18 protein-coding genes and 1 other RNA gene are annotated in these 14466 nt (G+C 54.0%); 13 read left to right on the top strand and 6 right to left on the bottom strand.

Features of this window, described 5'->3' with window-relative positions:
* Positions 1 to 18 precede the first annotated feature (18 nt).
* Positions 19 to 1218 carry a bifunctional phosphopantothenoylcysteine decarboxylase/phosphopantothenate--cysteine ligase CoaBC gene (coaBC, locus tag GILYN3_RS12280; RefSeq protein WP_049723253.1) on the bottom strand — a complete coding sequence of 400 codons (1200 nt, stop codon included), beginning with the start codon at positions 1216 to 1218 and terminating at the stop codon, positions 19 to 21.
* Positions 1219 to 1468: 250 nt separating this feature from the next.
* Here coaBC and radC point away from each other — a divergent pair, with 250 nt between their 5' ends.
* The 3 genes from radC (at position 1469) to rpmG (ending at position 2904) form a co-directional block, all read left to right on the top strand.
* A complete protein-coding gene (radC, locus tag GILYN3_RS12275) occupies positions 1469 to 2143 on the top strand; it encodes a RadC family protein (RefSeq protein WP_049723252.1) in 675 nt (224 codons plus the stop codon).
* Positions 2144 to 2496: 353 nt separating this feature from the next.
* A complete protein-coding gene (gene rpmB / locus GILYN3_RS12270; RefSeq protein WP_049723251.1) occupies positions 2497 to 2733 on the top strand; it encodes a 50S ribosomal protein L28 in 237 nt (78 codons plus the stop codon).
* 15 nt (positions 2734 to 2748) lie between these two features.
* Positions 2749 to 2904, top strand: a complete 156-nt coding sequence (gene rpmG / locus GILYN3_RS12265; RefSeq protein ID WP_007639321.1) for a 50S ribosomal protein L33 — start codon at positions 2749 to 2751, stop codon at positions 2902 to 2904.
* A gap of 96 nt (positions 2905 to 3000) precedes the next feature.
* Here the strand turns inward: rpmG and rpiA are convergent, their stop codons facing one another.
* Positions 3001 to 3675: a ribose-5-phosphate isomerase RpiA gene (rpiA, locus tag GILYN3_RS12260; protein WP_049723250.1), complete on the bottom strand. Its 675-nt coding sequence runs from the start codon at positions 3673 to 3675 to the stop codon at positions 3001 to 3003.
* A gap of 93 nt (positions 3676 to 3768) precedes the next feature.
* Between rpiA and ilvA the strand changes: the two genes are divergently transcribed.
* Positions 3769 to 5331 (top strand): threonine ammonia-lyase, biosynthetic, encoded by a 1563-nt coding sequence (ilvA, locus tag GILYN3_RS12255; protein WP_269745943.1) that lies wholly within the window; start codon positions 3769 to 3771, stop codon positions 5329 to 5331.
* 9 nt (positions 5332 to 5340) lie between these two features.
* Here ilvA and GILYN3_RS12250 read toward each other — a convergent pair whose 3' ends face one another.
* From GILYN3_RS12250 to GILYN3_RS12240, 4 genes are all read right to left on the bottom strand, one after another.
* Positions 5341 to 5973, bottom strand: a complete 633-nt coding sequence (locus GILYN3_RS12250; RefSeq protein ID WP_049723949.1) for a 5-formyltetrahydrofolate cyclo-ligase — start codon at positions 5971 to 5973, stop codon at positions 5341 to 5343.
* An 11-nt stretch (positions 5974 to 5984) separates the two neighbouring features.
* A non-coding RNA gene (ssrS, locus tag GILYN3_RS16535) (6S RNA) lies at positions 5985 to 6162 on the bottom strand.
* A gap of 54 nt (positions 6163 to 6216) precedes the next feature.
* Positions 6217 to 6519 carry a cell division protein ZapA gene (locus GILYN3_RS12245; protein WP_049723249.1) on the bottom strand — a complete coding sequence of 101 codons (303 nt, stop codon included), beginning with the start codon at positions 6517 to 6519 and terminating at the stop codon, positions 6217 to 6219.
* A gap of 49 nt (positions 6520 to 6568) precedes the next feature.
* Positions 6569 to 6775 carry a TIGR02449 family protein gene (locus tag GILYN3_RS12240; RefSeq protein WP_049723248.1) on the bottom strand — a complete coding sequence of 69 codons (207 nt, stop codon included), beginning with the start codon at positions 6773 to 6775 and terminating at the stop codon, positions 6569 to 6571.
* Positions 6776 to 6970: 195 nt separating this feature from the next.
* Between GILYN3_RS12240 and GILYN3_RS12235 the strand changes: the two genes are divergently transcribed.
* From GILYN3_RS12235 to hisA, 9 genes are all read left to right on the top strand, one after another.
* Positions 6971 to 7552: a UPF0149 family protein gene (locus GILYN3_RS12235; RefSeq protein ID WP_049723247.1), complete on the top strand. Its 582-nt coding sequence runs from the start codon at positions 6971 to 6973 to the stop codon at positions 7550 to 7552.
* Between the two features lie 47 nt (positions 7553 to 7599).
* The gene (gene pepP / locus GILYN3_RS12230; RefSeq protein WP_049723246.1) at positions 7600 to 8934 is read left to right on the top strand and encodes a Xaa-Pro aminopeptidase; all 1335 of its coding nucleotides are present in this window, start codon (positions 7600 to 7602) and stop codon (positions 8932 to 8934) included.
* 2 nt (positions 8935 to 8936) lie between these two features.
* On the top strand, positions 8937 to 10163 hold the full coding sequence (gene ubiH, locus GILYN3_RS12225; protein WP_049723245.1) for a 2-octaprenyl-6-methoxyphenyl hydroxylase: 1227 nt from the start codon (positions 8937 to 8939) through the stop codon (positions 10161 to 10163).
* Positions 10153 to 11361 (top strand): UbiH/UbiF/VisC/COQ6 family ubiquinone biosynthesis hydroxylase, encoded by a 1209-nt coding sequence (locus GILYN3_RS12220; protein ID WP_049723244.1) that lies wholly within the window; start codon positions 10153 to 10155, stop codon positions 11359 to 11361. Before ubiH ends, GILYN3_RS12220 begins: the two co-directional genes overlap by 11 nt.
* Before the next feature lie 38 nt (positions 11362 to 11399).
* The gene (locus tag GILYN3_RS12215; protein WP_049723243.1) at positions 11400 to 11741 is read left to right on the top strand and encodes a hypothetical protein; all 342 of its coding nucleotides are present in this window, start codon (positions 11400 to 11402) and stop codon (positions 11739 to 11741) included.
* A 212-nt stretch (positions 11742 to 11953) separates the two neighbouring features.
* Positions 11954 to 12271: a DUF3301 domain-containing protein gene (locus GILYN3_RS12210; RefSeq protein ID WP_049723948.1), complete on the top strand. Its 318-nt coding sequence runs from the start codon at positions 11954 to 11956 to the stop codon at positions 12269 to 12271.
* 176 nt (positions 12272 to 12447) lie between these two features.
* Entirely contained in the window at positions 12448 to 13041 is a 594-nt protein-coding gene (hisB, locus tag GILYN3_RS12205; protein WP_049723242.1) for an imidazoleglycerol-phosphate dehydratase HisB, read from the top strand.
* 9 nt (positions 13042 to 13050) lie between these two features.
* The gene (gene hisH, locus GILYN3_RS12200; RefSeq protein WP_049723241.1) at positions 13051 to 13695 is read left to right on the top strand and encodes an imidazole glycerol phosphate synthase subunit HisH; all 645 of its coding nucleotides are present in this window, start codon (positions 13051 to 13053) and stop codon (positions 13693 to 13695) included.
* Positions 13696 to 13731: 36 nt separating this feature from the next.
* A complete protein-coding gene (gene hisA / locus GILYN3_RS12195) occupies positions 13732 to 14466 on the top strand; it encodes a 1-(5-phosphoribosyl)-5-[(5-phosphoribosylamino)methylideneamino]imidazole-4-carboxamide isomerase (protein ID WP_049723240.1) in 735 nt (244 codons plus the stop codon).

The raw sequence follows: 14466 nt of genomic DNA, 5'->3' as shown, positions 1-14466 counted from the left end.
AGGCCAACCCATCAAATATTAGCCAATTAAGCGCTTGGCTAATAACGCGATTAGCGCATGCGCCAGCTGCATTTTGTTGCGCCGATCAAATGTCGTGTCACCACTGCGCTCAATCACAGTTACCGCGTTATCATCGCTATTAAAACCAATGCCTGTCGCACTGATGTCATTGGCAATAACACAATCAACTTTTTTTCTTTCCAGCTTTGCCCGTGCGTAGTCTAAGACTTGCTCGGACTCGGCGGCAAACGCCACTGTAAAGGGCGCAGCATCCAGTGCGGCAATACTGGCAATGATGTCGGGGTTTTTCACCAACGTCAGGGTCATAGTATCGGCGGCCGTTTTCTTCAGTTTTTGCTCGACAACGTTAGCCGGGCGAAAATCGGCTACCGCCGCCGCACCAATAAACAAATCGCACCCCGGTGCATAATTCAGGCACGCAGCCAACATATCATCGGCCGAGGTCACGGCTACATGCTCGGCTCGCTCGGGCGCCGCTAGCGCGCAAGGGCCGCTGATTAAAATAGTGCGCGCGCCCGCGTCAATCGCCGCCTGCGCCAGCGCATAGCCCATCTTACCCGAGCTGTGATTACTCAGGTAGCGCACCGGGTCAATTGCCTCGCGGGTCGGGCCTGCGGTAATTACGACGGTTTTGCCGGTGAGCGCTTGAACGCTAAATTGCAACGCTAGCTGGGCCGCCAACTCGACCGGTTCGAGCATCCGCCCAGGGCCAAATTCGCCACAGGCTTGTTCGCCACTGCCGGGGCCAAACACGGCTACATTGCGCTCGCGCAGTTGGGCTATATTTGCCTGTGTGCTGCTGGCGTCCCACATTGCTTGATTCATAGCCGGTGCAATAGCGATGGGCGAGCGAGTTGCCAAACACACAGTAGAGAGCAAGTCATTACCCATACCGCTCTGCAAGCGCGCTAAAAAATCGGCACTGGCAGGTGCAATTAAAGTGAGGTCGGCCCAGCGGGCCAGCTCGATGTGTCCCATGGCGGCTTCAGCTTCGGGATCGAGCAGCGCGGTATGCACTGGGTTGCCCGACAGCGCTTGCAGCGTTAACGGGGTAATAAACTCACAGGCTGCAGGGGTCATTACCACCCGGACGCTCGCGCCTAAGCGCCGCAACTCGCGCACCAGCTCGGCGGCTTTATAGGCCGCTATTCCACCTGTCACGCCAAGCAGTATGCGTTTATTTTGTAGCGTGGACATTCCAAACTCCGTTAGCCGGGAGGCTGTGTTGACTGTAGTTTACCCACCGGCTGCCGGCAAACTTGACCACAAACGTCAAAGATACCATTCTTAGAGAGAATTTCGTATATCGACACGCGTTAACAACCCAAATCAAACCCTTAATAGCCCAGCTGGCCACAACACCGACCAGCAAACACCCCAGCTAAGAATTAGCCGGATGACAACTCAAGGACAGCGCCATACGGCGCTAATGACAAGGAGCCTAGTTATGGCAATTCATCAGTGGCCAGAGCAAGAACGCCCCCGAGAGAAACTCCTCCAGCGCGGCCCCGCCAGTGTTTCTGACGCCGAGCTTTTGGCTATTTTTTTACGCACCGGTTGTGCCGGCAAGTCGGCGGTAGACCTAGCTCGCGAGTTGCTCCAACAGTTTGGCGGACTGCGCCCGCTACTGGAGTCATCGCAGCAAGATTTTTGTCGCGGCCTAGGGCTCGGCTCGGCCAAATACGCACAACTGCAAGCCGTATTAGAGATGGCCCGCCGCCACCTTAGCGCGACACTCACCGCAGGGGACGCCTTAACCAGCCCCGAGCTGGTGCGCCGTTACTTGGTGTCTCAACTGCGCCATAGCGAGCGTGAGATCTTTGCGTTACTGCTGCTAGACAACCAACACCGGCTGATCCGCTATGAGCCTTTGTTTTTTGGCACGCTAGACGCCGCCAGTGTTTACCCCCGCGAGGTGGTAAAGCTGGCACTCGCCAATAATTGCGCGGCTGTGATTTTAGCCCACAATCACCCGTCGGGGGTGGCCGAGCCGAGTCAGGCCGACCGCCATATCACCGAGCGCCTAATTAAAGCTTTAGAATTAGTCGGTGTGCGGGTGCTAGACCACATGATTGTCGGCGATGGCGAGGTCAGCTCGTTTGCCGAAATGGGACTGCTGTAATCGGAGGATACCGAATGAGAAGCCAATCCAGAGCGTTAAGAAATCAGCCTGCAATGGCGCCATTTCATCTAATCGGACAAAAAATTGCAGTTTTCTGATCAAAAAAGCAACTAAGCGTTGATATTGGGGGAGGCTTTTGGTATAAAACGCGGCTCTTTGCGGCCGGGTTGTTCGGCTAACCCAAAATATCGGGTTTGTGCTGGCGCCAAACAGGTGAATGGTGCGTCAAACAACCCGCACAGGCTAGCCGCGATTGGATCAACAGGCTGCTCAATGAATTCTGCTCTGGGCTGCTACCGATATTATTAACGGTCAGCAGCCAAGCGCGATTAATCAGGTTAAGAGGCAAAACAATGTCTAAGGTATGTCAGGTTACCGGTAAGCGTCCCATGACCGGAAACAATGTTTCTCACGCAAAGAACCACACCAAGCGTCGTTTTTTGCCAAACTTGCACACGCACCGTTTCTGGATTGAAGCAGAAAAACGCTTTGTGAAACTGCGCGTCTCTGCAAAAGGTATGCGAGTGATCGACAAGCGCGGCATCGAGTCTGTATTGACCGATATGCGTGCTCGTGGTGAAAAAGTCTAATTTAGGAGATATATCATGCGCGAGAAGATTCGTCTGAATTCGTCCGCAGGTACCGGTCACTTTTACACGACCGACAAAAACAAACGCACCATGCCCGAAAAAATGGAGATCAAAAAATTTGATCCTGTTGTTCGCAAGCACGTTGTTTATAAGGAAGGCAAAATCAAGTAGTTGTTGATTTTACCAGCCACAAAAAAGCCCGGATTCGTCCGGGCTTTTTTGTGGCTGGCTGCGGCTAAAAGCAGCATCTAAAAAGTACAACTAATGTCACACCGGCCGGATGGTTTTTACGCCTTCGGTGGTGCCCAACAGCAATACATCGGCGCCGCGGTGGGCGAATAAACCGCTCGCCACCACACCAGTTAACTGATTGATCTCTGTCTCGAGCTTTTTAGGCTCGAGAATCGTCAACTGATGCACATCAATAATTACGTTGCCGTTATCGGTTATCACACCTTCGCGGTATATCGGGCTGCCGCCCAACTTAACCAACTCCCGCGATACATACGAGCGCGCCATCGGGATCACCTCGACCGGCAGAGGGTACTCACCCAATACATCGACCCACTTACTTTGGTCGGCGATACAAACAAATTCTCGTGCAACCGCCGCAACAATCTTCTCGCGGGTTAACGCCGCACCACCGCCCTTAATCAGTGATAACTGCGCATTAGCCTCATCGGCGCCATCAACATAGGCCACCAGCTCACCGGCACTGTTTAAATCCAACACCTCTATTCCCAACGCCTTAAGCCGCTGCGCCGAGCTGTCAGAACTGGCCACCGCACCGGCAAAGTCATGCTTAAGTTCGCCCAGCATGTCTATAAAAAAATTGGCGGTCGAGCCGGTACCCACCCCCAGAATACTATCGGCTTGTAGCTTAGGGGTAATATATTCTATGGCCGCGCGAGCCACAGCTTGTTTGAGCTGGTCTTGATTCATGACAACCTCACAGAGATTCTTCGGCCCGGTTATTATACGGGCTTTATCAGGTTTGTGTGACGGCGGATGCCAGACAGAGCTAAATTGTTTATCATGGGCAGCGCTCAATCCACTCGCTGCCACTCAACCATAGACGTGACCATGCCCGACTCTTACATAAAACGTATCCTTAACGCTCGCATCTATGACCTCGCGGTCGAGACTCCGCTCGAGCAAACGCGACTTTTATCGCAACGTACGGACAACAATGTCCTGCTAAAGCGCGAAGATCTGCAACCGGTATTTTCATTTAAAATTCGCGGAGCCTACAACAAGCTGCTGCAATTAACCGATGAAGAGCGCCAGCGTGGCGTTATTGCCGCCTCAGCGGGCAACCACGCCCAGGGCTTAGCCTTGGGGGCGCAGCACTTAGGGGTTAAAGCCATCATTGTGATGCCTCGTACCACGCCCGCCATCAAGGTCGATGCGGTACGTGCGCGCGGTGCCAAAGTGGTTTTACACGGCGACAACTTTGACGAGGCATCCCAGCATTCACAAAAGCTGGTGGCCGAAAAAAACCTCACCTATATTCACCCATTTGATGATGCCGATGTGATTGCCGGGCAAGGCACAGTAGCAATGGAGATCTTGCGTCAATATCCGAAACACATTGACGCGATTTTTGTCCCCGTTGGCGGTGGCGGTTTGTGTGCTGGCATTGCCGCGTACGTTAAGTATGTACGTCCCAATGTCAAAGTATTTGCTGTCGAATCGCAAGAGTCCGCCTGCCTTGCCGCAGCACTCGAGCGCGGCCGGCGGGTTACCCTGCCACAAGTAGGCATCTTTGCCGACGGCGTAGCGGTAGGGCAAATTGGCAAAGAAACTTTTAGAGTGCTCAAGCAAACCATTGATGGCGTGATCACCGTTAACACCGATGAGATTTGCGCTGGAATTAAAGATATCTTTGAAGACACCCGCTCGATTGCCGAACCCGCTGGCGGAGTAAGTGTTGCCGGCTTAAAAAAATACGTCGCCGACAACAATATTAGCGGTCAAACCTTAGTGGCGATTGATAGTGGCGCCAATATTAACTTCGATCGCCTGCGCTATATTTCGGAGCGCACCGAGATTGGCGAAAAACGCGAGGCCATTTTAGCCGTAACGATTCCCGAGCGTCCCGGCGCTTACAAAGAATTTTGCCGCGCCTTAGGGCGGCGCAATATCACCGAATTTAACTACCGCTTTGCCGATTCCAGTCAAGCGCGTATTTTTGTCGGTATTCAGGTCGGCACCGACCCCAGCGACCGAGAAGAGCTGGTGAGTGATTTGCGGGCAAAAGGCTACGATTTAGTCGATATGACCGATAACGAAATGGCCAAGATGCATATTCGTTACATGGTCGGCGGACACGCAATACAAGTGTCTGATGAAATGGTATTTCGGTTTGAATTCCCCGAGCGGCCCGGCGCTCTACTAGCCTTTTTAACCCAAGTCGCCGGACGCTGGAATATATCGTTATTTCACTATCGCAACCACGGCTCGGCTTATGGTCGGGTGTTGGTGGGAATGCAAGTGCCAATGGCCGAGCGCGCCCAAGTGAAAAAGTTTTTGGCCGAAATCAACTACCCGTTTTGGGATGAAAGCGACAACGAAGCGTACAAGTATTTTCTAGCCTAAGCGCTTAACTCAACGTGCAATCGCAATATACTCCCGCTCGGTGGCAATGCCATCGAGTGGGACATCCCAGCTGGCAAGTTCTAATGCCGCCACCTCCTGGCAACTGTGCGCGACCCCCACTAACCGCGGACGTTTAAAGTGACCACCACGGCGCTTAGCGGCAAAGGTGGTGTCGTAGAAGCCACCGCCCATACCCAACCTACCCCCGCTACGATCAAAGCCCACCAACGGCACCAGCACGACATCCAGATGGCGCGGATTACGCGGCAAACGCTGCGCGGCAATCGGCTCTGGAATACCAAAGCGATTTTTACCAAACTGGGTATCACGGGCAAAAGGCGTAAACCAAAGGCGACGCTTTAACCAGCGGTGCAATACCGGTAAATAACAACGTTTATGGCGCTGCCAAGCAGCAGCGGCTATCGGGCGTGGATCTATCTCGCCATCGGCTGGCCAGTATAGGGCAATGCGTTGCGCGCGATTAAACCAAGGCTGTTTTTGCAGCTGCTGACGCAGACCGGCACTGGCACGCATTTGCTGCGCAGGCGATAAAGATCGACGGCGAGTACGCAGCACACGGCGCAATTCACGACGATTAGAAGAAGTAGGTAAAGGAGTAGCAGAAAGGTCGGAGCGGGCCATAAGCAAAGAATTAAAACCCCAAGATGCCGCTGTCAAGTTGGCCTTGAACCCTAGAGTTCAAGGGGTGGCTCCTGCGATGCTATTAGGCTTTCCGGCAAGCGGACATGCACACAAACACCAGCGAGGTGCTACCTGGTACAGCAGTATCGGCTCAAGGACTTAGTCGACTGGCGTACATCCCAGGGTAGTGTTCATTGTAACTAAGTTGCCGCTCGATCTCAAAGATTTCTGTTGTCAGTTGCTCTACTCTGAGCCAGACAACTGATTTAATTGGCTTTCTATTTTGCTCTGCATGCGATCTAACACCGCCTGGCTAACCCCTGATGTCTGACCTACTTGCTGCGCTAATATCAGCTCGTGGCTCAGGTTTAGCGCCGCCATCACAGCAATTCGCTCTAAGCCGGCAACACCGCCCGAGTTTTTAATCTTACGCATGCGCTCATCCAACACCTGCGCCGATTGCAGCAACGCCATACGCTCATCGGCGGGGCAGGCAACCTGGTAGTCTTTATCAAGAATTTTAACGCTGACGGTCTCGTTACTCACCGGTTATCCTCTTACTGCTGTGTCACCATAGCGCAGGGAAAAACGCCCGCTACTGGGCTTCTAGGTTTTTCAGTCGGGTGATCATGGCTTCGACGCGGGTGCGCGCCAGCTCGTTTTTTTCTACCAAGCGCACACGCTCATGTTGCCACTCACCCTCGCGGGTTTTTAGCGCGGTGTTTTCCTGCTGCAAGCGGCTGCACTGGCGAATCAATTCATCCAGTTTGGCTTCTAGTGTGAGTATAAAATCTTCAGGCATAACGGCAGGTGACCAATTGGGCTTCAGAGGCTACTATATTGCGCCCTTGGCAGAGGGTCAAATGTAGTTGATGGAATTTCTAAGATAACTTACGGCACAACAATTTTTTGTGATATTTGCACACATTACGCGGCCTTTATCGGGGCCAATGCGGCACTCGTGATAGCATATGCGCCATTAACAGAGGGCTACCCCATGACAGAAATTGTAAGAACTGAAAACGAATTCGACCGCTGGGACGAATTGCTCGACCCATTGGGTGCGGTAAACAGCCCAGCCGAGCTACAAGGCATGCTTTGTGGCCGCCTGTGTGGCAGCCCCCTCAACGAGGCCGACTGGCTGCGACTGGTTGACGACTTTATGGCGCTAACGGAAACACCCGATACTGCCACCGTTGATGCGCTTATCAAGCTATTAAAAGACACCAAAGATCAATTACAGGGTGACGGCTTTAGTTTTGTGCTGTTTTTACCCGACGACGAGCAAGGCATGTCCGAGCGGGTAGAGGCATTATCCCAATGGTGTCACGGATTTTTATCGGGCTTTGGCAGTGCGGGTGTTGTCGAACGCGGCACCCTACCCCAAGAGGTAAACGAAACGTTAGGCGACTTTGCCGCTATCGTGCAGGTAGAGGGCGATGATAATGACGCCGCCAGTGGCGAGGCAGATTTTTTAGAAATTGCCGAGTACGTACGTTTAGCGGCGCTCGGGTTGTTTGAGGCTTACGGCGAATCAGCGCCTGACCGCAAACCTGAAAACAACGCCACGCTGCATTAATGTGCGATTAACTCCTCGCATCTTACAACACCAATACTGAGGTCTGCATGCGCATCACCAAAGCCGAATTTACTCGCCGCCGCAAAGCGCTGATGGACGTTATGGAGCCCGATAGTATCGCTATCGTACCGGCTGCGCCCGAGCGTACCCGCTCGCGCGATACCGAATATCTATACCGCCAAGACAGTGACTTTTTTTACCTTACAGGCTTTCACGAGCCGGAGGCAGTGCTCGCGCTTATCCCTGGACGCGAACACGGTGAGTTTGTTTTGTTTTGTCGCGACCGCGACCCCGAGCGTGAAATTTGGGACGGTTACCGCGCCGGCCCCGAAGGCGCTTGCCGTGAATACGGCGCCGATGACGCTTTCCCTATCGACGATATCGACGATATTTTACCGGGCTTGCTAGAGGGCCGCGATCGGGTCTATTACGCCATGGGTAAAGACGCCAACTTTGACCGCCAAGTCATGGAGTGGGTCAACGCCATTCGCGCCAAAGTTCGCTCGGGCGCCACCCCACCCGGCGAATTTTTAGATCTATCGCATTTTTTACACGACAACCGCCTGTACAAAAGTGCCGCCGAGGCCCGCGTTATGGCCGAAGCCGGTGAAATCTCGGCCCGCGCCCACGCGCGCGCCATGCGCTACTGTCAGCCTGGGGTTATGGAGTATCAGCTAGAGGCCGAGATCCTGCACGAGTTTGCCATGGCCGGCGCACGACACCCAGCCTACAGCACGATTGTCGGCGGCGGTAAAAACGGCTGTGTTTTGCATTACATCGACAACAGTGCCGCACTTAAAGCGGGCGATTTAGTCTTAATTGACGCCGGCTGCGAGCTGGAAGGCTACGCTGCCGACATTACCCGAACCTTTCCGGTAAATGGCGCCTTTAGTCCAGAGCAACGCGCCCTATACGAGATCGTATTAGCCGCCCAAGACGCCGCAACCGCAATTTTAAAGCCCGGCACTCACTGGAACGAACCTCACGAAGTTTCGGTACGCGTCATTACAGAGGGCCTGCTCCAACTCGGCCTACTTGAGGGCGAACTAGAAACATTGATTGCAGACGGCGCCTACCGCCGCTTTTACATGCATCGCATCGGCCACTGGCTAGGTATGGATGTGCACGATGTCGGCGATTACAAAGTCGGTGGCGAATGGCGCGTACTAGAGCCCGGTATGGTGATGACCGTCGAGCCGGGGATTTATGTATCACCCGATGACGAGCAAGTCGCCAAAAAATGGCGCGGTATTGGAATTAGAATTGAAGATGACGTGCTGATTACTAAAGACGGCTGCGAGGTCCTGACCAACACAGTGCCAAAATCGGTCGCCGCCATTGAAGCGCTGATGGCCCAAGCGGCCCTTGAGCGAGACGCCTAACTGTGAACCATAGCGAGTGTAGCTATGATCTAGCCATTGTTGGCGCCGGCCCTGCCGGTGCCTGTTTGGCGCTGCTGTGTGCCCAAGCGCGGCCCGACTGGCGCATTGCTATTGTCGACCCACAACCTAACGTGCCCGACAGCGGCCCTTACCACCCAAGCTTTGACGCTCGTGCCACGGCGCTTTCGGCCGGCAGCGTCAACCTTTTTACACAGCTGCAGCTGTGGCAACTATTAGCCCGTCACGCCACTGCCATCAATGCGGTGCATGTATCCGACCGTGGTTATTTGCCCGGTCAATTATTAGATGCCAGCAGCACCGGCAACGCGACTCAAGGCTATGTGATTGCTAATACTTGGCTCGGCCGAGTGTTGCTGCAAGCGCTTAATAACCACAACAATATTACTCTGCATCAGGCCGATGTGACCGGTTTAACCCCTACCGCCAACGGCTACCAGCTAACCTTACAACAACAAACCACGCCATTAAGCGCACGCCTGACAGCAGTCGCTGACGGCGCGCACTCGCCACTGCGCCAAAGTCTTGGTATTACCACTCACGATACGCCCTACCATCAGAGCGCTATTATCGCCAACGTAAAAACCAGCAAGCCGCATTTAGGTGTGGCTTACGAGCGCTTTTTAAGCAGTGGGCCACTGGCTTTACTGCCCTTGGGGCAATCGCCGCAAGCACGCGAGATGGCACTGGTATGGACTCAACCAACAGACGCCAGTCACACCCTATTGGCATTAAGCGAGCAAGATTTTTTGGCCGCCCTGCAACAACATTTTGGCCATCGCTTGGGGCGCTTTCAGGCGCTTAGCCCACGACACAGCTACCCACTGGTATTGCGTCAAGCGCGCGAGCAGGTGCGGCGTAACTTAGTGTTAGTGGGCAACTCCGCGCATTTTTTGCACCCGGTGGCCGGCCAAGGTTTTAATTTAGCTCTGCGCGATTGCGCCGCACTGGCAAGTATTATTACCAACAGTGATAATCCCGGCGAACTAGCGCTACTGCAACGTTATCTTGCCGAGCGCGAGCGCGACCAAGCGCTAACCACTCGCGCCGGCGACACTATGGTGCGACTGTTTAGCAGCAGCGCATTACCGGCTATCGCCCTGCGCCACCTAGGGCTACTTAGCCTTGAGCTAGCCCCTGCGTTGCGCAGCGCATTTGGCCGCCACATGATGGGTGTCAGCCGAGCACAGGAGAGCTATCGTGGCCAATGAATTCGACATTATTATCGTCGGCGCAGGTATTAATGGGGCGAGCTTGGCCCTGAGCCTTAGCCGCTGTTTGACGCCACAAACTCGAATCGCGTTGGTAGCACCGCCGCCTGTACCGCACCAACCTGAGCCGTTTGATCCACGGGTAGTGGCATTAACAGCCGCATCGCAACAGCTGCTGCAACAATTGGGGCTTTGGCACCACATCGCCGAGCAGCGCGCCTGCCCTTATCACGATATGCAGGTATGGGATGGTGAGGGGTTGGGTCATATCGAATTTAGCGCGGCCGAGCTCGGTTGCGACAACCTGGGCCATATTGTCGAGCATCGGGTACTTAACCAAGCGCTCGAACACGCCCTAACATTAACCCAAGTTAGCCGCTGGGAGCAACCCGTCACCGCCTTACTGCGCACCGAACAGCAGCGCTGTAGCGGCGTCGAGCTAGCCTCGGGCGAGACTTTATCGGCCGCGCTAACCATCGCCGCCGATGGCGCCCAGTCGCCGCTGCGGCAGTTGGCAGGCTTTAACGAACGCCAGTGGTCGTATCAACAAAGTGCAATAGTAGCCACCGTACGCTGTGAGGCAAACCATGACGGCGTCGCTCGGCAACGCTTTATGCGCACCGGTCCCCTGGCACTACTACCGTTAATCGATACACCCGAGGCCAGCAACGGCCAGCATTGCTCTATCGTTTGGTCGGCCGATCAGGCATTTGCCGACATCTTAATGGCACTTGATGATGCGGCGTTTTGCCAGACGTTAGAGCGCCATTTTGAACGGCGCTTAGGGGCTATTGAACACGTTAGTCAACGCCACGCATTTGCGTTACATCAGCGTCACGCGACTGCGTATGTGCAACCAGGCTTAGCCTTAATCGGCGATGCCGCCCACAGTATTCACCCACTTGCAGGTCAAGGCGTCAATTTGGGCTTGCTGGATGTCGCCTGTCTTAGCGATGAGCTGCAACGCGCCCAGAGCCGTGGTGTAAGCATGGCCGAGCACGCGACACTGCGCCGCTACGAGCGCCAACGTATGGGGCATAATTTAACGATGATGGCGGCGATGGAAAGTTTTAAACGCCTATTTGGCACACGCCAACCGAGCCTAACGCTATTGCGCAACCGCGCGCTAAACGGTGTAAATAACCTACCCGCGCTAAAAAACCTATTGGCACAGCAAGCTATGGGGCTGTCGCTGTAAGTGCGCCCTCGCCTTTTCTTAACCACGAGTCGATTACCATGAAAAAAACAGCCATTGCCCATTTACTCAACGCACTCTTACTGCTGTGGTTAATTGCAAGTGCGGGCGTGTTAGCGGGCGAGTTAACTATTCAGACCGTATTTGCCGCAGCCTTAACGCTGGCAATCGCTGTGTGTGTCTGGCGCCGCATGCGCTGGGGATATTTTGCCGCCGCCGCTTGGGGGCTGGCCTGCTACCAACTGGCCAAAGAGGGACTGGCGCTAGAGCACGTCAAGCGTCCGGCCATGCTGGGAGGTTTTGCTGTGGTGATTGTCACCCTGTATCTGCACGAGGTATTTTGCCGCCGAGCTAGCATTACCCCCTCTGAGCCAGACCAATAAGCGGGCGTTACTGATACCCAACATCAGACCAAACATTAGCAAACCCGCTTACAGATACTTTTTAATCGGTAATAGAGCCCGAGCTTAGCGGCATTGCTCACTGTCGCCGTTAAATATGCTTTAATGACGCCAAAGTTACCCGAGCCCCAGCTTAATGCATGACCACTGCGGGCGTTTTTTATGTTTATAAATTTGCTCGATACTCACTAACTATGTCCGATCTAACCGTCGTTATCTGGTGCTTTGTTATTACCGCCCTATGTTATTACTGGTGGCGAGCCCTACAATCTAAAGCCATCGCACTTGGTTCAGCGCTGCGCCACTGCAAAGAGATGGACGTCCAGATGCTAGACCAAAGCGTGTATTTGCGCCGCCTGTGGTTTAAACGCAACAACCGTGGCGCGCTGTCTTTATGGCGCGCCTTTTATTTCGAGTTCACCTCGACTGGCGAAGACCGCTACAGCGGCCGGGTGATAATGCTCGGCCGTCGCGTTGATGCCGTGCAACTCGATCCGCACCGCATGCACTAACCGGCCACGCGCCACACAATGCCTATTTTGGCCATAAAATCGGCCAAAAACCGCTTTTTATCGCGCGACTCAACAGCAATTTGCAGCAATTGCTCGCAAACCGTGAATTGTTGATCACTTGCCGATATAATCCGCGCTTTGATCCACACTGCTTATTGCGACTTCGGAGAACACCCATGTCTGAGCGTCAAGCGCAAGTCTCGCGCGATACCCTGGAAACCCAGATCAGTGTCGAGCTCGATCTCGATGGTACCGGCTGCGGTACATTTGATACCGGTGTGCCTTTCTTAGAGCACATGATGGATCAGATCGCCCGCCACGGGATGATCGATTTAAACGTGACCTGCCGCGGCGACAATCATATTGATGATCACCACAGCGTAGAAGATATCGGTATCACCATTGGTCAGGCCATTGCTCGCGCAGTGGGTGATAAAAAAGGCATCCGCCGTTATGGCCATGCTTATGTACCGCTGGATGAAGCTTTGTCGCGAGTGGTCATCGATTTTTCAGGCCGACCCGGCCTAATCATGAAAATTCCTTTTACTCAAAAGCGTATTGGCCAATTTGATACCGAGCTGTTTTGGGAGTTTTTCCAGGGCTTTGTCAATCACGCCCAAGTGACTTTGCACATCGACAGCCTGCGTGGTGACAACGCTCACCACCAAGCCGAGACTGTGTTTAAAGCATTTGGCCGCGCCTTGCGTATGGCGCTAGAAGAAGACCCACGGATGGCCGGTATTATGCCCTCCACCAAAGGCAGTTTATAAGTAGGCTTTATGAGCGAAACAGTAGCGGTTATTGATTACGGCATGGGCAACCTCCACTCGGTTGCCAGCGCGTTGGGCAAAGTGTGCGACCAGCAAGTGCTGGTTAGCAGCGACCCGGCCGAGATCGCCCGCGCCGATCGGGTGATATTTCCGGGTGTTGGCGCCATTGGCGATTGCATGGGCGAGATTAAGCGTCTTGGCGTTGACACCCTGCTGCGCGAGCAGATCGCCAGCGGCAAACCGGTGCTGGGCATTTGCGTTGGTATGCAAGCATTGATGAGCCACAGCGCCGAAAGCGGAAATACCACTTGCCTCGATGTACTTTCGGGTAATGTTGAGTTTTTTGGCCATCAGCTAAAAGGCGACCAGGGCGAAGTGTTAAAAGTGCCGCACATGGGCTGGAACCAAGTGCATCACAACGATCACCCGCTGTGGGCCGACATTGCCCAAGACAGCCGCTTTTATTTTGTTCACAGCTACTACGTACAAAGTACCAATACCGAACAAGTGATGGCCAGCTGCCACTACGGCGTAAGCTTTGCCGCCGCTGTAGGGCGCAGCAATTTATTTGCGGTGCAATTTCACCCCGAAAAAAGCCACACCGCTGGTCTGCAGTTACTACACAATTTTGTCCGTTGGAACGGCCAGAGCTAACGCCGCGACTAAGCCTACAAGCAAGAGAGATTTAGCATGTTAATTATTCCCGCCATCGATTTAAAAGACGGTCAGTGTGTCCGTTTGCGCCAAGGCCTGATGGATGACTCCACCGTTTTCTCTGACGACCCCGTTGCCGTAGCGGCTCAGTGGGTTAAGGCTGGCTGTCGCCGCCTGCATCTCGTGGACTTAAACGGCGCGTTTGCTGGCACCCCGGTTAACGGCGAAGTCGTCACCGCGATTGCCAAAGCCTACCCAAAATTGCCGATCCAAATCGGCGGTGGGATTCGCAGTAAAGAAACCATCGAGCACTACTTAAGTGCTGGTGTCGAGTATCTGATTATTGGCACTAAAGCGGTAAAAGAGCCCGAGTTTATCAGCGAAATTTGCCGCGACTTTGCCGGTCACATTATTGTTGGCCTAGACGCCAAAGACGGCTGGGTGGCTACCGATGGCTGGGCCGAAGTCTCTAACGTTAAAGCCACTGACCTCGCTAAGCGTTTTGAAGCCGACGGCGTAAGCGCCATTGTTTACACCGACATCGCCCGCGACGGCATGATGCAAGGCGTTAACGTCGAAGCTACCGTTGCAATGGCACGGGCATCTAGCATTCCGGTTATTGCCTCGGGTGGCATCACTAACATGGACGACATTCGTGCGCTAAGCGCCGTAAGCGGCCAAGGTATTTGCGGCGCCATTACCGGCCGGGCAATTTACGAAGGCACCTTAGACGTTGCCGAAGCACAAACATACTGCGACAGCGCGGAGTAA

It is taken from the genome of Gilvimarinus polysaccharolyticus (assembly GCF_001187555.1).
Lineage (GTDB): Bacteria > Pseudomonadota > Gammaproteobacteria > Pseudomonadales > Cellvibrionaceae > Gilvimarinus > Gilvimarinus polysaccharolyticus.
Note: the sequence above shows the minus strand (reverse complement) of the source record. Positions and strands in the feature narration are given on the sequence as shown.